This is a genomic window from Rhodospirillales bacterium, from assembly GCA_018666775.1.
In the GTDB taxonomy this organism is placed as follows: Bacteria; Pseudomonadota; Alphaproteobacteria; order SMXQ01; family SMXQ01; genus JABIXC01.
The window spans coordinates 443,709-465,645 of the sequence record JABIXC010000007.1 but is presented as its reverse complement, the minus strand read 5'-3'; the positions used below and the strand labels follow the sequence as shown (position 1 = coordinate 465,645).

Genomic DNA, 21,937 nt, shown 5'->3' with positions numbered 1-21,937 from the left:
GTAGCTGTGGAGCCAATTTCGGTTCGTGTTCAGGGGGCGGTTTATGCGTCGGGGTTGTTTGGCGCGACCATGTCGAACCTTGGCTCGGTGGTGGTGCCGCTTTGGCTTTTGCACCTGCATGCCAGCCCGTTGATGATTGGGTTGGCACTGGGCAGTTTCAATCTTTTGCCTTTTTTGTTTTCGGTCCATGGCGGGGCCATGATGGATCGTCTGGGCGCCAGGCGCGTCATGATCGGGTTTGCCATCATTGGTGCGATGATGCCGCTTTTGTACCCGGTCTTTCCGTGGATCGGTGCGGTGTTTGTGTTCCAGCTTGTTCTGGGTCTTTCCTCGACCATTGGCTGGGCGGGGGCCCAGACGCTGGTGGGTCAAATCATGCGTGGCAGCCCGCAATACGCAGGACGCCTGACCTTTTATGGGGTTTTGGGAAATCTGGTTGGTCCACCCTTGGTGGGAGCCGGGTGGGATTTCATCGGGCCTTGGGGGGCTTTTGGCATGCTGTTCGTATGGGCGATGTGCCAGTTGGGCGCGGCATTGGCATTGCCCCGGACAGAGGCCGAGACGAAAAACGATGCGCCCAAATTTGGCTTTGCAGATCTTTTGCCGGAGCTTAAAAGCTACACAGCCGCTTTTGGGTTGATGGCGATGCCGGTGGTGACGTTTCTTATAATGGTGTCGATGTTGCGCATCGGCGGGCATTCGATCCAGAGTTCATTTTACGTGGTGTATCTGAACGGTGTTGGCCTATCAGGCACGGCCATTGGTCTTTTGCTGGCAACCGGTGCGGCAGCGGCGGCCGTTGGTGCATTGTTGGCCGCCCCCATGACGGGCCGGATTAACGGGCTTTGGTTGTTGCTGATCACGTCTGCAATTTCTGTGGCACTGATTGCCATCACACCTTGGCTTGGGCTTTATGTATTGTTCCTGTTTGCTCAGGCCGGTCGGGGTTTGGCGGTAGGCATTTCCACACCCCTGATCATTACTGAAATGTCATCGGTGGTGGGCAGCAATCAGGGCAAGGCCGTGGGGCTTCGGACCATGTCCAACCGCTTCATGTCGACCATTGGGCCCATTGCCATGGGCGGGCTTGTTTCTCTGGTTGGATTGGAAAGCAGTCTTTTGATCGGCGGTGGGGTTCTTGTGGCTTTGATGGTTCTGGCCACGGTTTACGCCAAATATAACAAGATTTTATAGGTGAGATGCGCAAAACGCCGACCCGGGAACCCGGATCGGCGTTTAGAAATTCAGGTCTGAATTTGTGCTCTAGGCTGCGGGACGAATGGCCGCCTTTTTGATGCCGTCATCGACTTGGGGCTCAAATTCAACGAAGTTTTTCTCAAACATACCAGCAAGCGCCTGCGCGGTTTTGTCATAGGCTGCCTTGTCTGACCAAGTGTTGCGTGGGTTAAGCACTTCGTCTGGAACATCGGGGCAGCTTTGGGGAACGTCCATCCCGAAATTGGGATCAGGTGCCATAACGACGCTGTCGAGTTTGCCTTCAAGGGCCGCTGTAAGCATGGCGCGGGTATGGGCAATTTTCATGCGGGTCCCAACGCCATACGCACCACCGGTCCAGCCGGTGTTGACCAGCCAGCACTGGGTCTTGTGACGGGCGATCAAATCACCCAAAAGCTTGGCATAGACTGTGGGGTGGCGTGACATGAAGGGCGCACCAAAGCAGGTGGAAAACGTTGCTTCGGGTTCGGTAACGCCACGTTCTGTGCCAGCAACCCGTGCGGTATAGCCTGACAGGAAATGATACATGGCCTGATCAGCGCTCATCTTGCTGATGGGAGGCAGGACACCAAAGGCATCTGCGGTCAGCATGACAATGTGTTCCGGACGTCCTGATGTCAGGGTTTCGGAAATGTTGGGAATGAATTCGATGGGATACGAGACGCGGGTGTTTTCGGTCAGCGCATCGGATGAGAAATCAAGTTCCCGGGTCACGGGATCAATGACAACATTTTCCAATACCGTGCCAAAACGATGGGTCGTGGCATAAATTTCAGGTTCGGCTTCGGCAGACAGATTAATCGCCTTGGCATAGCAGCCGCCTTCGAAATTGAAGATGCCGTTGTCAGACCAGCCATGTTCGTCATCACCCACCAGGGTGCGCGAGCCATCAGCGGAAAGCGTTGTTTTGCCGGTTCCCGAAAGGCCAAAGAAAATGGCCGCATCATTGTCGCTGCCAACGTTGGCAGAACAATGCATGGGCATAACCCCTTCGGCGGGCAACAGATAATTGAGGATGGAGAACACCGATTTTTTGATCTCACCGGCATACCAGGTGCCCGTGATCAGAACTTCCTTGGCGCCAAAGTTCAAAATGATACAGATGTCTGAATTGGTGCCATCGGTGGCCGGGTCTACGTTAAGGCCCGGTGCGTGCAGGATGGTGAAGGATGGATCAAAGTTCGCCAGCGCTTCTGTATTGGGCTGGATGAACATGTTGCGGGCAAACAGGGCGTGCCACGCTGTTTCCGTCACCAAACGGATGTTCAGCTGGTAATCCAGATCGGCACCCGCATAGGCATCTTGAATAAACAGATCATGGTCTTTGTAATAATCAACAATTTTGGCGCGAATGGCGTTGTAATTGTCTTCGGAAATGGATTTGTTGACCGCGCCCCACCAGATGTCGTCGCGGCTTGATGGTTCTTCGACAATAAACTTGTCCTTGGGAGAACGGCCCGTGTATTCGCCGGTTTCAACAACCAGCGAGCCGCCGGGTGCAATCAAACCTTCGCTACGGCGGATCGATTCTTCATAAAGTGCCGGTTCGGCAAGATTCCAAAACACAGATTTGGCATTCTTAATGCCGTGTTTTTCTAGTCCGATGCTGCTTTTTATGGGGCCTTGGTCTTCCACTTTATTCTCCCGTAATGTGCCGGGGGTAACCGAATATGTATTGGTTATCCCTAGAGCCCCTTATATACGGAAAGCCAACGCCCGATGCCACCCCCATACGCGACTTTGTCGCATTTTAGTGCTGCTTGTGGACAAATCGGTGGAAAAGGGGCGGGATTGGTCTCAATTTTGCCCAATTTTCCCTGATTTATTAAGCATAAAACCAGAAATCGGGGTGGGCGGCGTTACAGGGGCTTAAATAAACAGGCCTTCGGCTTAGATAAACAGGCCTTCGCCTATGGCCGTGCGCCAGATGATAGAGGCTCCGACGATGATGGTCAGGGCACCGATGACCATGGACAAGCTCTGGGTTGCCCCTTCCAGTCGGTTGGAGGTAAGCCTGAGCGGCACCGCAATGGCGCAAGACAGGATGGCCATGCCAATGATGCTGCCAAATCCGAACAGCAAAATATAGAGAACACCCATCCAAACAGATTCAATCGTGCTCAAGGCCAGCAATACCAATGCAGCCGAGCCGGCCAATCCATGCATCAGCCCGACGATAAGGGCGCGGACCGGTAATTTTCTTGGGTGGGCATGGCGGTGAGCGGTGGTGTCGTGGGATGCCTGCTGACTGTGACGGTGGGCATGAAAATGCGGGCTGCCATCATGGGCATGGGCATGAAAATGGGCTTTTTTCCGAATGAAGCGGACCACAACGTCAATGCCGAGCCCCACCAGCATCAGGCCAACGGCAAATTCCAGAAACAGCGATAGATTTTTTGGCACCGCCATGTCCATTGCCAAGACCACGGACCCAATGATGAACAGCGTGATGGTGTGGCCAAGCCCCCAGGCAATGCCAAAGCGGGTGGTTTCCCGCACGGTTCGCGCGCGCGTGGCCAAACTGGCAACAGCAGCGACATGATCGGCTTCAATGGCATGTTTCATGCCGATCAAAAAACCTAGCCCAAGGACAGAAAGCATGCGGGTGATCCTCACCTGAATTTTTGTTATATTGTTGTTAGGCCGGACAGGGAAACCCGCAGGCCGCGCCATCATAGTTATGGTGTGATGGCTGTCAATCACGGGATGTGCGACTGCGTTGCAACGTCATATAATTCATGCCGGACGTCAAAATGTCATTGAATGGCCCTTAAATTGCCCCATTTGCAGATTTGTTTAGAGTGGTACCTGAGTTGCCTGGAACCCAGCCTTTAAGGCTTTAACCATTAAGGGGATAACCAATGGCCGACACGATTGCGCTTGTTGATGATGACCAGAATATTTTGACCTCTGTTTCCATGTCTCTGGAGGCCGAGGGGTTTTCTGTGGACACCTATGTTGATGGCGAGAAAGCCCTTGAGGGCATGAACGCCCGACCGGTTGATCTGGCGGTTCTGGATATCAAGATGCCCAGAATGGATGGGATGGAGCTGTTAAATCGCATTCGGAAAACCTCCAAAATGCCAGTCATTTTTCTGACCTCGAAAGACGAAGAAATAGACGAGCTTCTGGGCCTGCGTATGGGGGCCGATGATTACATCAGCAAACCCTTTTCCCAGCGCCTTTTGATCGAACGCATCCGCGCGCTTTTGCGGCGCACCGCATTAACCGCAAGCAACGGTGATGGAGAAGTGGGCAAGAATGTGATTGTTCGCGATAAGCTGGTTCTAGATCCCGATCGTCACCTTTGCACATGGGATAACAATGGTGTGCAATTGACCGTGACCGAATTTCTAATTTTGCAATCTCTGGCAACCCACCCGGGCCATGTCAAAAACAGGGACCAGTTGATGGATGCAGCCTATGGTGAACACATATACGTCGATGACCGCACCATCGATAGCCACATCAAAAGGCTGCGCAGAAAGTTCAAGCAGGTGGACGATGATTTTGCACAGATCGAAACCCTGTATGGGCTTGGATACCGTTACGGAGATGCCTGATCGGTCTGATCGATCGGTGAACTGGGCAATGGGGGTTCAATGAAGGGAGAAATCCCCAAAAACGATAAAGGGATTGATGCAAATTCGGGTCGGCGGTCCCGGTTTCGTTCCATCACCGCGCGGGTTTTGGCCGTCAATGTTTTGGCGCTGGTCATTCTTGTCGTGGGGCTGCTTTATCTCGACCGTTACAAAGAACATTTGATCCAATCTGAATTGTTATCCCTTGAAACCCATGGGGGCATTTTTGCGGCAGCGCTGGGCGAAGCGGCGGTGACCACCAATCCTGCCATGGGTCAGGATTTTCTGACGGCCATGGCCCGGCCCATGGTGCGCCGGCTTGCGGTGCCGGGCGGGCTTCGGGCGCAATTGTTTGCCGCCAATGGGGATTTGATTGCCGATAGTCGGTATCTGGGCGGCAAAAAGGGGAAGGTTCAGATCAAGGAATTGCCCCCGCCCCAAAGCCCCACCGGATTTTTTGGCTCCCTTCTGGGAACTGCGATCGATCGCTATGATTGGGTGCTGCACCAATTATCGGCAGGGCCAACGTATTTGGCATATCCAGAAAAACCCGCCCCCAAGGCTGCTGATTATCCCGAAGCACAAAGGGCACTGGCGGGTGAGACCCGACGGTCCGTGCGTGCGCGCGCCAATGGCCAGCTTGTCTTGATGGTGGCTTTGCCAGTCCAGCGTTACAAACAAGTTTTGGGCGCGCTGGTTTTGTCCATTGGGGATGAACGATTGTCGGCAGACATCAGGGGTGTGCGGATTGAAATCCTGACGGTCTTTCTGATCGTTCTGGCAATCACGGTGCTGATGAGCCTGTGGCTGGCAGGCACCATTGCAAGGCCCATGCGTCAACTTGCCGCTGCCGCAGACAGGGTTCGCCACGGTCAGGATCAAGCCCGCTCCGTGACAATTCCAGATTTCACCAATCGGGGCGATGAAATTGGCGACCTGTCGGGCGCGCTCAGGGAAATGACCCAGGCGCTTTGGGTGCGAATGGAAGCCATTGAAGGCTTCGCCGCCGATGTTGCCCATGAAATCAAAAACCCGTTGACCAGCCTTAAAAGTGCCGTTGAAACCGCATCCAGGTTTGAATATCCCGAACAACAGAAACGGCTTATGGCGGTAATTCTGGATGATGTGGAACGTCTGGATCGATTGATCACGGATATTTCCGATGCGTCCCGGTTGGATGCGGAACTGGGCCGGGCACGGATGACCAAGGTCGATATTCGCGGCATTTTGGAAACGTTGGTCGATATTGAACGCACAACAAGAGAAAGTGCTGCAAAAGAAAGTGCAGCCAGTGCCCCGGAATTTATTCTGGCATTGCCGGGGGATGATGATTTTACGGTTTTGGGGATGCGCGATCGTTTGGGGCAGGTATTTGCCAACCTGATTGCCAATGCGGTTTCTTTTTCGCCACCAGGTGGCACCATCCGCATCACCGGCAATCACCTTGATGGGCGCATCTGCATTGCCATTGAAGATCAGGGGCCGGGAATGCCGCCGGGAAAATTCCAGGCGGTTTTTGAACGCTTTTATACAGAACGCCCCATTGGTGAAAAGTTTGGCACCCATTCGGGGCTGGGCCTCAGCATTTCGCAACAAATCATTGATGCCCACCGGGGACATATACGGGCAGAAAATGTGGAACGCGAAGGTGCAGTTGTGGGGGCGCGGTTTGTGATCAGCTTGCCAGAATATAATCGGGTTTGAACCATGGATAAGCAAAACTGCATTCATGCAACCTGTGTCAGCATTGAAGGCCCTGACGGCCCTGATGATATGCGCGGCGTGATCTTGCGTGGGCGCTCAGGGGTCGGGAAATCAGATATTGCCTTACAGTTGATCGATCGGGGTGCTCGGTTGGTGGCCGATGATCAGGTCGCCCTCAGGGTTGAGGGTGGGCGCGTCGTGGCGTCGGCACCTTTGGCCCTTGCCGGGCTTTTGGAAGTGCGGGGATTGGGCATTGTGCGCCTTGATCCAGGGGCCTTACAGGGTCTAGTGCCCATTGATCTGATCGTTAATATTGTGGACCCGGGCACAGATTTGGATCGCCTGCCAGAGGCTGCTTATGGCAAATTACTGGGCATTTCCATCCCTATGATTGACCTTGCACCCTTTGAGGCATCATCTTCGATGAAGGTGTGTCTTGCCGTTGGTGTGGGACCGGGGGTAATAATGGCATCCGATCAAGATAGGAAGGTCGCCTCAGGTGGCCAGAAAAGCGCCGATGAGAAAAGAGGCGATCAGGAAAATGGCAGGCAGGAAAAAAATGGCAACCGATAAAAAATCCAAGGGCCCAGGCATCGGGCTTGTTCTGGTTACCCATGGGGTATTGGCCGAAGCGTTGCTTGACGCCATGGTGCATGTTGTCGGTCCCCAGGAAAATATTGCACCCATTTGTATCGGTCCAGATGATGAAATGGGTGTGCGGCGTGCGGAAATCATGGAAGCGATTGTCCGTGTCGAAGCCGGGGCAGGCGTTATCGTCATGACGGATATGTTCGGGGGCACCCCATCCAATCTGGCGCTTTCAGCATTGGGCGAAAAAGGGGTTGAGGTGGTTGCCGGGGTTAACCTGCCCATGCTGATTAAATTCGCCAGCACCCGTTCGGTGGAATCTCTTGAAACCGCAGTTGTCAGCATTCAGGAAGCGGGGCGTAAATATATTAATGTGGCCTCCAGTTTCTTGCGCGATTCCGAATAGGCTTAAGGAGACACGGGTGGCCAAAAGTACCAGTGGGAAAACAACAGGCAGCAACAATGATGGCAACAGCCCAATATCCCGCACCGTTATTATTGCCAGCGAATTAGGGCTTCATGCCCGCCCAGCCGCAGAATTTGTCAAACAAGCCGGTCAGTTCGACGCCCAAATAGAGGTCTCTTGTAAGGGGAACACCGTGGGGGGGCTGTCAATTCTGGGATTGATGATGCTGGCCGCGAGCCATGAAACAGAAGTGGTCATCTCTGCCCGTGGGGTTGATGCCCCATCTGCGCTGGCGGTTCTGGGCGATCTTCTTGAGGGCCAAGCCCCCAAAGCCAGCTAAAAACCGGCCCGTTCTCTGGTATTTTCAACAATACATAACAATATAAAGTTTGATTTATGTTTTCTTAAGGCTTATGTGAGACTGTATCTGGTGCCGCGAAAGCGTGGCACCGTTTTAATTTCAATCCTGCGCCAGATCAGGTCTGGCCTGGAAACGCCATCACATTTTTGGGAGAAAGCCGTTGAACACCGAGACAAATAGCAATGATTTCAAGGTTGCGGATATGAGCCTCGCCGAATGGGGGCGCAAGGAAGTATCCATTGCCGAGACTGAAATGCCGGGTCTTATGGCTTTGCGTGAAGAATATGGCAAGGAACAGCCGCTGAAGGACGCGCGCATTGCGGGTTGTCTGCATATGACCATCCAGACGGCGGTTTTGATTGAAACCCTGACCCATCTGGGTGCCGAGGTTCGGTGGAGTTCGTGCAACATTTTTTCAACCCAGGATCAGGCGGCTGCGGCCATGGCTGCGGCGGGCATTCCTGTGTTCGCCTGGAAGGGTGAAACCGAGGAAGAAGCCGAATGGTGCATTGAGCAGACCATTACCGGCCCCGATGGCTGGCATCCCAACATGATTTTGGATGATGGCGGCGATCTGACCAAACTGATGCATGACAAATATCCAAAATTGATGGATGACGTAAAAGGCATTTCAGAAGAAACCACCACCGGAGTCTTGCGTCTGTTTGAAATGCAAACCAGGGCGGAATTGATGTGCCCGGCCATCAACGTCAACGATTCGGTGACCAAGTCAAAATTCGACAATCTTTATGGTTGTCGGGAAAGCCTGATTGACGGCATCAAGCGTGCCACAGACGTCATGCTTGGTGGCAAGACGGCCGTGGTTGCGGGATATGGTGACGTGGGCAAGGGCTGTGCGGCCGCACTTTCAGGCCAGGGTGCACGTGTCCTTGTGACCGAAATTGATCCCATTTGCGCCCTTCAGGCTGCAATGGAAGGTTTTGAAGTTGTCACCATGGAAAATGCCGCACCCCGGGGCGATATTTTTGTAACCGCGACGGGCAATGTCGGCATCATCACCATTGATCATCTCCGCGCCATGAAGGATCGCGCCATTGTGTGTAACATTGGCCATTTCGATAGCGAGATTGAGGTCAGTGCATTGCGCAATTCGAACTGGGACGAAATTAAGCCCCAAGTTCATGAAATCACCAAATCCGATGGCAAGCGGTTGATCCTGCTGGCCGAAGGGCGGTTGGTTAATCTTGGTTGTGCAACAGGGCATCCCAGCTTTGTCATGAGCTTTTCATTCACCAATCAGGTCATTGCCCAGATTGAACTGTGGAAAAATCATGCAACCTATAAAAATGAAGTGTACTTCCTGCCCAAGCATCTGGATGAAAAAGTGGCCCGGTTGCATCTGGACCATGTTGGTGTCGGATTGACAAAACTGAGCCAGGCTCAGGCTGATTACATCTCTGTGCCCGTAGATGGCCCTTTCAAACCGGATCACTACCGGTACTAGACCGGTACCGGGAAGCCGCCCTTGTCGGCGGCCAAGATGGGCCTTAAACTGGTGGCCATGCTAATCCTGTTCTTGATAGCGCCTCGATAGGGGGGAACCAGTGTCATGTGGGCTGTTGTCCCTTTATCAGGCCCCGTCCCTGAATTAATCTCTGACCTTTTAGGGGGTGCGGGAACGGGGGATGAAGCCTTGGTTCTGCGGTTGGTCGGCGTGCTTTTGGGTGCCGCATTACTGGCATCAATTGCCCTTGCATGGCGCCATGCCCGCAGCCTTCGGGTTGCGCGTAAAAATCTTGAAATTGCTAAAATTGATACCAGCCTTATTGGGGCAGCCCTTAACAGTGCTTCGGGAAGCTTTTGGGCTTGGCCCTCTGAATCAGATACAGAAGAACCGGGGCTCTTTGGCCCGGGGCTCGCTAATTTATTCGGGGTCAGCGAAGATTTCCTAAAGGCAGATGGCAACATTTATGAAAATCTGGATTCCGGTTGCAGGCGGCAATTGAGGGATTATGTCGTCAATCTGCGCAGCAACGGGGCGCCATTCGCCATGCGTGTCGTTACCGTTGATGCCAAACGCACGTTGGAAGCCCGGGGGCTCAGAAGCTCGGCTAAAAATACACAGGCAGATGACCGAACCTGGGACACAATTTGGTTCCGGGATGTCACCGGCGTGGTGGTCGAAAAAAACCGGCTGATTGATCAAACCCAAGAAATGACGGGGGTAATTTCAGGGTATCGCCACCTGTTTGATGGATTGAATATTCCTGCCTGGGTGCGTGGACCCGATTTATCAATCGTCTATTGCAATGATGCGTATGCCCACGCCGTAGATCAACCAACACCAGAAGCCGCCATTGCCGAGGGCTCGGAAATTGCCGGGGGGCCAATGGGCTGGGGGAAAGATCTGGCAGAAGAAGCGCGCGATGGGGGGGCGGGAAGAACCCGGTCCACCTACGTTGTTATGGGCGGTGAACGGTGCATGCTGGAGATTACGGAATCGCCCCTTGTTGGCGGTGGCTATTGGTCCATGGCCGGGTTTGCCATTGATTGTACGGATCAAGACATCGCACGTTCGGAATTGGCGCGCCATATCGCATCTCATGGCGAGGTTTTGGAAAGCCTGGGCACGGGGATTGTGGTTTTTGGTCCCGATACCCGGTTGCAGTTTTACAACATCGCATTTGCGCGCATGTGGGAATATGACCCTGAATGGTTGCGGTCTTTGCCAACCCATGGAGAAATGTTGGAAGACCTTCGGGCCAGACGGGCATATCCCGATCAGGCTGATTTTCAGGCATTCAAGCGGCAACGGATGGAACTTTATACATCCCTGATCGCATCCCAAGAGGAAGTCATTTATCTGCCAGATGGGCGGACCTTCCGGATGGTTATCAACCCCCATCCCTTGGGCGGCCTTTTGATTACGGTCGAAGACGTGACCGATCGGCTGACGCTGGAACGGTCTTATAACACCTTGATCGCAGTGCAATCGGAAACCCTGGATCACCTTCACGAAGGCGTCGTGGTGTTCGGCTCAGACAGCCGGTTAAAATTATTCAATCCCGCTTACGCCCGCATCTGGAAGCTTGATTCCCGTATGTTGCGTGGAGAACCCCGCATTCACGAAATCATTGATGCATCACAACCCTTGTTTAAATATGACGATAATTGGGAAGCGTTGCGCGAAAAATTATTGTCAGGGGTCCATGACCGGACACCGCGCACGGGGCGTTTTGAGCGGGCAGATGGGTCCATCCTTGATTTCTCGGTGGTGCCTTTGCCCGATGGGGCATTGTTGTTCAGCTATATTGATGTGACCGATTCCGTCACCGTTCAGCGCGCGCTCAGGGAACGCAATGATGCATTGTTGGCGGCGGATCAGTTGAAATCTGAATTTGTTACCAATGTTTCGTATGAATTGCGCACGCCGCTTAATACCATTATTGGCTTCACCGAAATTCTGTCGAACCAGTATTTTGGTTCGCTCAATGAACGCCAAGGTGAATACACCCGGGGGGTTCTTGAGGCATCCCAGGTCTTGCTTGCCTTGATCGATGATATTCTGGATTTGGCATTGATCGAATCAGGGCAGTTGGAACTTGAAATTAGCCAGATCAACATCCATGCCATGCTGACTCAGATGACAACGCTGGTGCAGGATAAGGCCCGCAAGAGTGAAATAGCCCTTGAGCTGGAATGCCCCGAAGATATTGGCACCATGGCGGGCGATGAACGTCGCCTCAAACAGGCCCTGTTTAATTTGGTCAGCAATGCCATTAAGTACACTCCGAAAGGGGGACTGATCCGGATTTCAGCGCTTCGCACAAGTGCCGGTCTTGACTTTGCCGTGACCGACACCGGCATTGGCATTGCCGAAGAAGATCAAGCGCGGGTTATGGGACGGTTTGAACGCGGCAGCTCTGATCGTGATGAACGTGCCAGGGGCATGGGCCTTGGGTTGGCATTGGTCAAAAGCTTCATCGAACTTCATGATGGCCAGCTCTCTATTGCGTCACAAGTTGGCGAAGGCACAACCGTCCGGTTTGTGATCCCTGTCGATGATGATGTAGAAAACGCCCCAGACCAGTAGAGCCGGGTCTAGTCTTCGGGAAGCCCTTTGGTGGTGGAATATTCAAAATGCAGGGATTCATCGGGGTGAACCCGTTTGAAGGCTGCGTGGGCTGCCAGGGCAGCTTCGGAAAATCCGGTCAGAATTAATTTCAGCTTTCCAGGATAGGTGGCGATATCGCCAATGGCGAAAATGCCGGGCCTGGTTGTTTCCATGGTCGCGGGGTCAGCGGTGATCTGGTGGTGATTGATATCAAGCCCCCATTGGGCAATGGGCCCAAGATCGGCGGCGAGGCCAAAAAAGGGCAGCAATATATCAGCATCCAGTTTGCGCTCGTTGCCATCCATGGCGCGAACCATGACGGCAGAAAGTTGGCCGCCCTCACCCTCAAGACCTGAAAGCTGATAGGGGATGACCAGTTCTACCTTTCCACCCGATTGCAGCGCGCGCATCCGCTCGACACTTTCAGGGGCGGCGCGGAATTTGTCGCGGCGATGAATGACATAGACATGTTCGGCAACATCGCTGAGTGACAAGGCCCAATCAACGGCAGAATCGCCCCCGCCGGCAATGGCCACGCGCTTGCCCTTGAAGGCATCACGCCGTGCAACCAGATAGAAGATGCTGGTGCCCTCAAATGCCGCCAAACCGTCTATGGGGGGGCGGTTTGGTCCAAAGGCACCGGCCCCGCCGGCGATCATGACTGCGCGGGCATAAATGGTAGTGCCGTTTGATGTGCAGAGGCAAAGGCGGCCATCGCTTATCTCGGTCAGGGTTTCTACCTGTTGGCCCAGATGAAAAACCGGCTCAAATGGTTCCGCTTGTTCCATCAATCGGGCGATCAGGTCTTGTCCCGTGATTTTCGGCCATGCCGGGATATCAAAGATGGGCTTTTCCGGGTACAGGGCCGCACATTGTCCACCCTGAATTTCCAATGCATCAACGACATGGCATTTCATCTTCAGCATGCCGCACTCAAAGACGGCAAACAGGCCCGCAGGCCCAGCACCGATGATGATCACATCTGTTTCTAATGCCCCATCTGGCATTGGGATGTTTTCAGGCCCGTTCATCGTTCGGGTTTTTCCTCATGTTATAATCTGGGCGACATAATTTGCGCATAAGATATAGAGGTCCGATCACTCTGCAAACCCCTTGCACATTTTGTAGTCTTGTTCCTGAGGGTTCGGGGGGTTACAAATTCGTTATGATTGAAATTTCACTGCCCGATCTTGATGCGACCATGGCCCTGGCGGCCCAAATTGCGCCCTTTTTGGAAGCAGGGGATGTGGTTGGCCTTGAAGGATCATTGGGGGCCGGAAAAACAACCTTTGCGCGCGATTTGATCGGCGCGATGGCCGCCCATTATGGTGCTGACCCTGTGGGCGAAGTGCCCAGCCCCACCTTTACGCTGGTTCAGGTCTATGAAACCGGTGGGGCACCGGTCTGGCATTTTGATCTGTACCGGTTGCGCGCACCCGAAGATGCGCTGGAACTTGGCATTGAAGAAGCGTTTTCCGAAGCCATATCGTTGATTGAATGGTCATCGAAGCTCGGAAATTATATGCCCCATGACTGGTTGGAAATCCGGCTGGAAATTAAGGGCGAATTTTCCCGCCATGGGCAAATTATTGGCCATGGGCTGCGCGGCGAAGCGATCGAAACCGCCTTTAAAGAGGTTTTATCGTGACCGAAACCAGCCCGCGCATCGACGTCATTGAGGCCTTTTTAGAAGAGGCCGGTTTTGGGGCGGCCAAGATTGAATGGTTGCCCGTTGATGCGTCGTATCGCCGTTATGGGAGGCTTCAATCTGGCAGCGCGCATGGGCAGATATTGTTGATGGATGCCCCGCCGGGCCAAGAAGATGTCCGCCCCTGGGTCAGGGTTGCGCGCCACCTTCGGGGGCTGGGCTTAAACGCCCCTGAAATTATTGCCAGCGATGAAAACGCCGGTCTTTTGATCATCGAAGATTTTGGCAGTGATACTTTCACACAGCTTTTGAACCGGGGCGAAGACGAAGCCCAGTTGTACGATCTGGCAGTCGATGTTTTGGTCGCCCTTCATGGCATGGGTCAGGATAAGACCGTGCCATCATGGCTTGAACCCTATGATGATGACCGCCTTCTGGATGAGGCTGCGCTGTTTATAGACTGGTACCTGCCAGCCATTTCGGGCCAGGCCATTAATGATGACCAACGCACAGAATATCTGGAACTTTGGCGCGACGTTTTGGGGCTGGCCCGGGGGATGCCCCAAACCTTGGTGTTGCGCGATTATCACGTGGACAATTTGATGCGCGTGGGCGGACAAAGCGGGATTTCGGCGTGTGGGTTGCTGGATTTTCAGGATGCCCTTGCGGGGCCGGGGGCTTATGATTTTGTCTCTTTGATCCATGATGCCAGACGCGATATTTCCCCGGAAATTATTGCCCGCGCAAGCAGCCGTTATTTTGATGGGATGGGTTTAAGTGCCCCGTCTGATCGCGAAGAATTTATGGCGGCATCTGCAATGTTGTCTGGTGGGCGCAATGCAAAGATCATTGGCATCTTTACCCGGCTGATGATGCGGGATAAAAAACCGGCCTACCTTGCCCATATCCCAAGGGTTTGGCGGCTTTTGGAACGTGATCTGGCGCATCCGTCTATGGCCGCACTGGCAAACTGGTTTAATGTCAATGTGCCCCGTGATTTGCGGACCACGCCTAAATTTCTGGAACAACTTAAATGAGCACGGCCAACATTAATCAGGCAATGGTTTTGGCGGCGGGGCTGGGGCTTCGGCTGCGCCCCATTACGGACACACGGCCAAAGCCTTTGGTCGTGGTCGCCGGGCAGACCATTCTTGATCGCGTGCTGGATGCGTTGGCTGCCGCCGATGTGGGCCGGGCCGTGGTCAACACACATTATCTTGGGGCGATGATTGAAGATCATGTTTCCGGGCGCACGAAACCCCGGCTTGAACTTTCCCCCGAAACGTCCCTGTTGGAAACTGGTGGCGGCATTGCCTCAGCCCTTGGGCATTTCGGTGCTGATCCGTTTTATGCGATCAATGCCGATATCGCGTGGGATGAAGGGGGTGATGGCATGGCCCTGCATAAATTGGCCCATGCATTTCAAAGCAACACGATGGATGCAGTGTTGCTGGTGGTGCCCCGTGCCCAGGCGGTTGGTTATCAAGGTGTGGGGGATTTTTATCTTGATGCCAACGGGCATCTTGAACGGCGCGGTAACCGGGAGACCGCACCCTATGTCTTTACCGGGTTGCAGGTATTAAATCCGGCCCTGTTTGATGGCTGCCCCGATGGTGCGTTTTCCCTCAATGTTTTGTACGACCGTGCCATCGCACAGGGGCGTCTTTCGGGCGTTAAACACACCGGGCGTTGGTTCCATATCGGCGATGCCCAGGGACTGGAACTGGCCGAAGCCGGATTGGCTGAACGCGCACCATGACGGGCACAGCAAAAACCATTTACACCATTGATCCGGGCATTCCTTTTGTGGATGCATTGGCGCGGGGCATTGTGGCCCGGATTGCCAAGGAAGACCCAGATGATCCAATGGCCCTTGCCCGTTTGATTGTTTTGGTGCCGACGCGCCGCGCCGTGCGCAGCCTGAGTGAGGCTTTTTTAAGAACCCAACCCGTGGTGCCGATGTTGCTGCCCAGAATGGCGGCATTGGGGGATCTGGATGAAGATGAGATTCTGATGTCTCCCGGGCTGACGCACATGGATGACAGCTTGCCGCCGGTTATTGGTGGCATGCGTCGCCAGTTGAAATTGGCGCGGCTGGTTATGGAATTTGGCACCCATGGTTGGGGGCAAACCCCCGATGCGGGCCAGGCGGCGGAATTGGCGTTGGAACTGGCCCGGTTTTTAGATCAGATGGAAACCGAAGGCATCCCTTTTACGGCCCTCAACGGCCTGGAAATGGCAGAAAACCTTGCAGATCATTGGCAAAAGACCCTCAATTTTTTGGAAATTCTGACCGAATACTGGCCCCGCGAACTGGCAGAAGAAGATGCCATTGGCCCCGCAGAGCATCGCAACCGATTGTTAAAGGCGCAGTCTTTGGCGTGGCAGGCCCATGGTCCAAAAGGATGGGTGATCGCCGCTGGGTCAACGGGGTCTATCCCGGCCACGGCCGATCTTCTTGACGCGGTTGCCGGGTTGGAACAGGGCTGTGTTGTCTTGCCGGGTCTTGATCGGGATATGAATGATGATGGCTGGGATCAATTGGGGGAAAGCCATCCCCAATTCGGGTTGGCCCATTTGCTTAAACGGTTTGGGTTGTCCCGGGCCAATGTTGCCGACTTTGAAACCGACTGGCCCCATGGATTGACAAGTGCCGCCCCGGTTTCCCGGGTGCGTCTGTTGGCATCCGCCCTCGCCCCTGTCCCTGTGACACCTGAACTTGATCCACCAGATGCACTGGAAGGCCTGACATGGGTGGATTGCCCAGAGCCCTCAAGTGAGGCCGGGGTGATTGCCCTGATGATGCGCAAAGCGCTGGAAACACCGGGTGGGACGGCGGCATTGGTGACACCGGACCGGGCGCTGGCCCGCAGGGTGGCATCGCGTCTTGGGCGCTGGGAGATTGATGTCGATGATTCCGCAGGAACGCCGCTGGGCGCAACGAAGCCCGCCGTGTTCTTTTTATTGTTGGCCGATATGGTTGCCACGCATTTTGCCCCCGTGGCGCTTTTATCCTGTCTTAAACATCCTTTGGCATCGGGGGGTGAACAGACCAGCGTCTTTCGTGCCCGGGTGCGTGAATTGGAACGGCTGGTGCTGCGCGGTCCCCGGCCTGCCCCGGGATTTGGTGGCATAACGGCACAAATCAAGGCCGCAATCGAGCAAGCCAAAGCGACTGCCCGCCCAAAACTGGAACGGCTCTTGGTCTGGTTTGAGGGTGTTTCGGAAATGTTGGCACCCCTTGTTACGGTTATGGAGGATGGCACCCAGCCCCTTGGCACGTTGGTTTCCGCCCATGTTGTGGCGGCGGAGACAATGGCTGGCAGTGATGAACAGACCGGTGCTGAACGGTTATGGGCGGGCGATGACGGCGAGGCGCTGGCGTCCTTTGTTGTGGACGTGCGCGAAGCATCCGCTGGTTTCCCGCCCCTTGGTGGCAATCGGTATACCGGTTTGTTGCAGGCTTTGCTGTCAGGCCGCGTGGTGCGCCCGCGCTATGGCCGCCATCCCCGGCTGTTTATCTGGGGGCCACTGGAAGCCCGGCTTCAAAATGCAGATCTGATGATTTTGGGGGGCCTGAACGAAGGGGCTTGGCCACTGGATGTTGGCAATGATCCGTGGATGAGCCGCCCCATGCGCGACACCATTGGCCTGCCTCAGCCAGAACGCCGCATTGGCCTTTCGGCCCATGATTTCACCCAGGCTTTTGCCGCACCTGAGGTCGTGCTGACCCGGGCAGAGCGGGTTGAGGGAACGCCTCAGGTGGCATCACGGTGGCTGCTCCGTCTTGCCAATACCCTTGGCCGAGATGGAACGGCGGCGTTGAAATCAAAGGGGGCCCTTTGGCTGGCCCGGGTGGCAGCGTTTGATGCCGCTTTGGGGATTGGCACGGCGGAACAATCCCGCCCGGCCCCAAAGCCGCCAGTATCGGCGCGCCCCCGGCGTTTGTCTGTGACCCAGATTGAAACCCTTCAGGTGAACCCCTATGCCATTTATGCACGCCATGTTTTGGAACTAAAACCCCTTGATGGGATTGATGCCGATGCGGGGGCGGCGGAACGGGGGTCCTTTATCCATCTTGCCCTCCAAACCTTTGTCGAAACCTGGCCCAAAGAAATGCCGCCGGGCGGCCTTGAGGGTGCGGTGGATGTTTTAAAAGAAATTGGCCATGACGTTTTTGCACCGCTGCGGGCCACACCGGGATTTTATGCCCTGTGGTGGCCCCGGTTTGAACGGGTGGCCGTGTGGTTTGCTGAACACGAAATCATCCGTCGCGCCATGCTTTCCCCATTGGGCACCGAAAGCTGGGGAACGTTAGAATTTGAAACATCCAATGGACCTTTCAAATTGACGGGTATGGCGGACCGCATCGATCGGGAAATCGCCAGTGGCACATTGGGAATCGTTGATTATAAAACCGGAAAGCCGCCTTCTGCCCGGGATCAAAAGACTGGGTTTGCGCCACAATTGCCATTGCTGGCGGCGATGGCACAGGGCGGCCAGTTTGAAGGATTAGAAGGCGCGCCGGTTTCGGAACTGGCCTATTGGCAATTATCGGGGGGCACCCCTGCTGGTAAGAAAACACCTTTTGCAGGTAATCTGGATGATGCCCCGATGGATGCGCTGGACGGGCTGAAAAGGCTGATTGATTTGTTTGATGATGCTGATTGGCCATATCTGGCGCGCCCCATTCCGGGCCATGAACCGCGCTTTGACGATTACGAACATCTTGCCCGGGTGCTGGAATGGTCGACAGGTGGTGGCGACAGTGAATAAGCCATGACCGATATCACCAGCCCAGAAATTATGACCGCCATCAATGATGCTAGTGCGGCTCAGGCCTTGGCGGCCGCCCCCGCAGCATCGGTGTGGGTGGGGGCATCGGCGGGGTCTGGCAAAACCAAGGTTTTAACCGATCGTGTGTTGGCGCTTTTGTTGGCGGGGACAAAGCCCCATAAAATTTTATGTCTGACCTTCACCAAGGCCGCCGCGGCAGAAATGGCCAACCGCGTTTATGAAAGTCTTGGCGCATGGGCAGTTGCTGATGATGGCTGGCTGATGGCTGAGATTGAAAAGATCACCGGCCTTGGACCGCACGATGACGGGTTTGATAAAACCATGACCCTTGCCCGGTCCTTGTTTGGCGCGGTGCTGGATTGTCCCGGGCGGATTAAAATTCAGACCATTCATGCGTTTTGTGAATCCCTGCTGCGCCGGTTTCCAGTAGAGGCAGGCCTGCAGCCCCATTTTCAGGTGATGGATGATATTACCGCCCATGAAATTTTGGGATTGGCCCGCGAAGAAGTGTTGGCCCGTGCAACAGAACAGGCCGAAAAAGCCCAGCCTGAAGATTGCGCCTTAAGCGACGCCTTGGCCGCCATTGCCGGGCGGGTGGATGCCGGCAGTTTTCAGGAATTGATGCAGACATTGGCCTATGACCGGGGGCGCATTGCCCGGTTGATCGAAACAGCAGGTGGGCTTTCCGGGGCCGTGTCACAGCTTTCCGATGTGTTGAAGATTGATAGCTCAGAAACAGAAGACGTGGTTGTTGCAGCCGCGTGTACTGATGATGCGTTTGATGGCCCGGTGCTTCGAGCCCTGACTGCCCAAATGACTGATGGCGGCAAGACCGACAAGGACCGATCCGCCCGGATGGCCTTGTTTTTGGGTGCCGATGTTGCGGATCGCCCGGCCATGATGGACGATTATATAAAGGGGTTTATCAATTCCAAAGGCGGCCCCCATGGCCGGCCCTTTACAAAGGCTGTTCGCGACAATGCCGATGATCCCGATGCCTTGTTGCAGGCCTTTGGCGTAGAAGCGGAACGCCTGATTGCCATGCGGACCCGGCGCCGGACAGCGCGAACCTTTGCCGGTTCCCGTGCGGCATTGACGCTGGGGGCGGCATTGATTGATGCCTACACCCATCACAAACAAATGCGTGCGCGTCTTGATTACGATGATTTGATCCTGAAAACCCGCGCCCTTCTTGAATCGGGCGTTGCCTGGGTTTTGTTCAAGCTAGACGGCGGGCTGGATCATATTTTGGTGGATGAGGCCCAGGATACCAGCCCCGATCAATGGGCAGTTATTCAGGCATTGGCCGATGAATTCTTTGCAGGTACCGGGGCGCGGGATGTTGCCCGAACCGTCTTTGCCGTAGGCGACGCAAAGCAGTCGATTTACAGTTTTCAACGCGCAGACCCCCGTGCCTTTGAAGAAATGCGCAACTATTTTTCATCCAGGGTAAACGCGGCCGGGGCGCCGTGGCGCAATGTACCTCTTGATGTTTCGTTTCGATCCACCACGGCGGTTCTGGATGTGGTCGATGCGGTGTTTTCCGGTCCTGCCCATGATGGCGTGGCCCCGAAAGAGACAGGCATCACCCATCGGTCTGCCCGGGCCGGCCATGGCGGCCGGGTGGAGGTTTGGCCGACCATCGGGGCGGACACCCCCAGCCCCCAAGACCCATGGGCACCGGCGTTAGAGCCAGAAACCGTGGCATCAGCGCCAACCCGGCTTGCCAACACCATTGCGGCCACCATCAAGGGCTGGATCACCGATGGCGAAATGCTGGAATCGAAAAATCGTGCGGTGCGTGCCGGGGACATCATGATTTTGGTGCGCCGCAGAACATCCTTTGTCAGTGACATGGTGCGTGCCCTGAAACGCCTTGATATTCCCGTTGCCGGGGCTGATCGCATGGTCTTGACCGAACAGCTGGCAGTGATGGATTTGATGGCGTTGGGCCAGTTTCTGTTGTTGCCAGAAGATGACCTGACCCTTGCCTGTGTGCTTACCGGGCCATTCATCGGGTTTACCCAGGACACCCTGTTTGACCTTGCTTATGGCCGCCCGGGTTCATTGTGGCAGGCCTTGAGAGACCGCGCCGATGATGGTGGCATCTGGGCGCAGGCGCGGGATTATTTAGCGGGGCTTTTGGCGCGCACGGATCAGGTGCGCCCGTTTGAATTGTTTGCATCCATCCTGAATGAAAACGATGGCCGCGCCCGGCTTTTGGCACGGTTGGGCCGTGAAGCCGAAGACCCGGTCAATGAATTTCTGGAACTGGCCCTTTCTTATGAACGGGTGGCCCCGCCGTCGCTTCAGGGATTTCTGGCCTGGGTTGAAGCCGGACAATCAGAGATTAAACGCAATCTGGAACAGGGTGTGCGCAATGAAGTGCGCATCATGACCATCCATGGTGCCAAGGGCCTGCAGGCCCCCATCGTGTTCCTGCCCGATACCATGAGCAAACCCAACGCACCAAAGGCACCGCTTTGGACAAGTTTGGGCGATAAGGGCGCACAGATGGTGCCGCTTTGGGCACCCAGCACCGGTGATTATGGCCCGGTTTTGGCGCAGTTGCGCGATGGGGCAATCGATGAACAAAACCGCGAACAGAACCGTCTGCTTTATGTGGCCATGACCCGGGCCGAAGACAGATTAATTGTTTGTGGCTGGGAGAACATGAGAAAGGCCCCGGAAGGGTGCTGGTATGATCTGGTCAAGCAGGCCATGAAGGCAATCCCCGAAGGCGTGGAAACCATCAAAGACCCCCTTGATGGGATTGAGGGCGATGGCCTGCGCTATCAAACCCCCCAAATCGCCGAAGCCAAAGAATCCGAACCCATTGATTTGGTGGCGGTTCATACAAAAATTGAAGACTGGGCCAAAAACAATCCTGGGGCGGAAACGCCGGTGGCTGCGGCGCTTTCGCCATCATCTCTGGGCGATGATCCGCCAACCTTCAGTCCTGCCGGCAATGGTGGGGATCGTTTTTTGCGTGGGCGCCTGGTCCATGGATTGCTGCAAAATCTTCCTGAAATTGATCCCCGATTGCGCGAAGCGGTGGCATTGCGCTATTTGTCCCGGCCACTGTTTGGATTGGATGATGCCACACAAAAAGAAATTGCCGCTGAAACGCTGGCCGTGCTGAATGATCCTGCATTCGGGTTGATCTTCGCCCCCGGTTCTTTGGCCGAAGTTCCCGTGGCGGGGACGGTTACAGGTGCTGGAGGTGATGTTGTGATCTCTGGCCAAATCGACCGTCTGGTGGTTTTGGACGATGCGGTTTTGATTGTGGATTATAAAACCGGGCGTCCGATTCCCGATCATCCAGACAAGGTTGCCCCGGCTTATCTGCGCCAAATGGCCCTGTATCGTGCAGCCCTGACACAAATTTTTCCCAGCCATACAATCCGCTGCGCGCTTGTTTATACCGCGGCCCCCGTTCTGATCGAGCTTGCCAAAGACGGCCTTGAACAAGCGCTTGCGGGGATTCAACGCAAAGCGTGACGCATCCTTGACGCATCTTGTCTCCGTCCCTAGACTCTGC

The 21,937-nt window shown here is 54.9% G+C and carries 16 protein-coding genes; 13 read left to right on the top strand and 3 right to left on the bottom strand.

Annotation, left to right across the window (positions count from 1 at the left end):
- Positions 1 to 6: 6 nt before the first annotated feature.
- Complete coding sequence (locus HOJ08_04405; protein MBT5672679.1) at positions 7 to 1,194, top strand: MFS transporter; 1,188 nt, start codon at positions 7 to 9, stop codon at positions 1,192 to 1,194.
- Positions 1,195 to 1,263: 69 nt separating this feature from the next.
- Here HOJ08_04405 and HOJ08_04400 read toward each other — a convergent pair whose 3' ends face one another.
- A complete protein-coding gene (locus tag HOJ08_04400) occupies positions 1,264 to 2,871 on the bottom strand; it encodes a phosphoenolpyruvate carboxykinase (GenBank protein ID MBT5672678.1) in 1,608 nt (535 codons plus the stop codon).
- Between the two features lie 255 nt (positions 2,872 to 3,126).
- Positions 3,127 to 3,837 (bottom strand): urease accessory protein, encoded by a 711-nt coding sequence (locus tag HOJ08_04395; protein ID MBT5672677.1) that lies wholly within the window; start codon positions 3,835 to 3,837, stop codon positions 3,127 to 3,129.
- Between the two features lie 260 nt (positions 3,838 to 4,097).
- On the opposite strand from HOJ08_04395, the gene HOJ08_04390 reads away from it, so the two are divergent.
- The 7 genes from HOJ08_04390 (at position 4,098) to HOJ08_04360 (ending at position 11,930) form a co-directional block, all read left to right on the top strand.
- Positions 4,098 to 4,799, top strand: a complete 702-nt coding sequence (locus HOJ08_04390) for a response regulator transcription factor (protein ID MBT5672676.1) — start codon at positions 4,098 to 4,100, stop codon at positions 4,797 to 4,799.
- 39 nt (positions 4,800 to 4,838) lie between these two features.
- On the top strand, positions 4,839 to 6,521 hold the full coding sequence (locus tag HOJ08_04385; protein MBT5672675.1) for a HAMP domain-containing protein: 1,683 nt from the start codon (positions 4,839 to 4,841) through the stop codon (positions 6,519 to 6,521).
- Between the two features lie 3 nt (positions 6,522 to 6,524).
- The gene (locus tag HOJ08_04380; protein MBT5672674.1) at positions 6,525 to 7,094 is read left to right on the top strand and encodes a serine/threonine protein kinase; all 570 of its coding nucleotides are present in this window, start codon (positions 6,525 to 6,527) and stop codon (positions 7,092 to 7,094) included.
- Complete coding sequence (locus HOJ08_04375; GenBank protein ID MBT5672673.1) at positions 7,081 to 7,515, top strand: PTS sugar transporter subunit IIA; 435 nt, start codon at positions 7,081 to 7,083, stop codon at positions 7,513 to 7,515. Before HOJ08_04380 ends, HOJ08_04375 begins: the two co-directional genes overlap by 14 nt.
- Positions 7,481 to 7,855, top strand: coding sequence for an HPr family phosphocarrier protein (locus HOJ08_04370; protein MBT5672672.1), 375 nt, complete (start codon positions 7,481 to 7,483; stop codon positions 7,853 to 7,855). Before HOJ08_04375 ends, HOJ08_04370 begins: the two co-directional genes overlap by 35 nt.
- A gap of 223 nt (positions 7,856 to 8,078) precedes the next feature.
- Positions 8,079 to 9,341, top strand: coding sequence for an adenosylhomocysteinase (locus HOJ08_04365; protein ID MBT5672671.1), 1,263 nt, complete (start codon positions 8,079 to 8,081; stop codon positions 9,339 to 9,341).
- A gap of 771 nt (positions 9,342 to 10,112) precedes the next feature.
- Positions 10,113 to 11,930 carry a PAS domain-containing protein gene (locus tag HOJ08_04360; GenBank protein ID MBT5672670.1) on the top strand — a complete coding sequence of 606 codons (1,818 nt, stop codon included), beginning with the start codon at positions 10,113 to 10,115 and terminating at the stop codon, positions 11,928 to 11,930.
- Between the two features lie 8 nt (positions 11,931 to 11,938).
- Here the strand turns inward: HOJ08_04360 and HOJ08_04355 are convergent, their stop codons facing one another.
- Complete coding sequence (locus HOJ08_04355) at positions 11,939 to 12,958, bottom strand: NAD(P)/FAD-dependent oxidoreductase (protein ID MBT5672669.1); 1,020 nt, start codon at positions 12,956 to 12,958, stop codon at positions 11,939 to 11,941.
- Positions 12,959 to 13,116: 158 nt separating this feature from the next.
- On the opposite strand from HOJ08_04355, the gene tsaE reads away from it, so the two are divergent.
- The 5 genes from tsaE to addA are packed head-to-tail and all read left to right on the top strand — an operon-like array spanning position 13,117 to position 21,897.
- A complete protein-coding gene (tsaE, locus tag HOJ08_04350; protein ID MBT5672668.1) occupies positions 13,117 to 13,599 on the top strand; it encodes a tRNA (adenosine(37)-N6)-threonylcarbamoyltransferase complex ATPase subunit type 1 TsaE in 483 nt (160 codons plus the stop codon).
- Positions 13,596 to 14,636: a phosphotransferase gene (locus HOJ08_04345; GenBank protein ID MBT5672667.1), complete on the top strand. Its 1,041-nt coding sequence runs from the start codon at positions 13,596 to 13,598 to the stop codon at positions 14,634 to 14,636. Before tsaE ends, HOJ08_04345 begins: the two co-directional genes overlap by 4 nt.
- The gene (locus HOJ08_04340) at positions 14,633 to 15,358 is read left to right on the top strand and encodes a nucleotidyltransferase family protein (GenBank protein MBT5672666.1); all 726 of its coding nucleotides are present in this window, start codon (positions 14,633 to 14,635) and stop codon (positions 15,356 to 15,358) included. The genes HOJ08_04345 and HOJ08_04340 overlap by 4 nt, the downstream gene beginning before the upstream one ends.
- Complete coding sequence (gene addB / locus HOJ08_04335) at positions 15,355 to 18,375, top strand: double-strand break repair protein AddB (GenBank protein ID MBT5672665.1); 3,021 nt, start codon at positions 15,355 to 15,357, stop codon at positions 18,373 to 18,375. Before HOJ08_04340 ends, addB begins: the two co-directional genes overlap by 4 nt.
- Before the next feature lie 3 nt (positions 18,376 to 18,378).
- Complete coding sequence (gene addA, locus HOJ08_04330; GenBank protein ID MBT5672664.1) at positions 18,379 to 21,897, top strand: double-strand break repair helicase AddA; 3,519 nt, start codon at positions 18,379 to 18,381, stop codon at positions 21,895 to 21,897.
- Positions 21,898 to 21,937 lie beyond the last annotated feature (40 nt).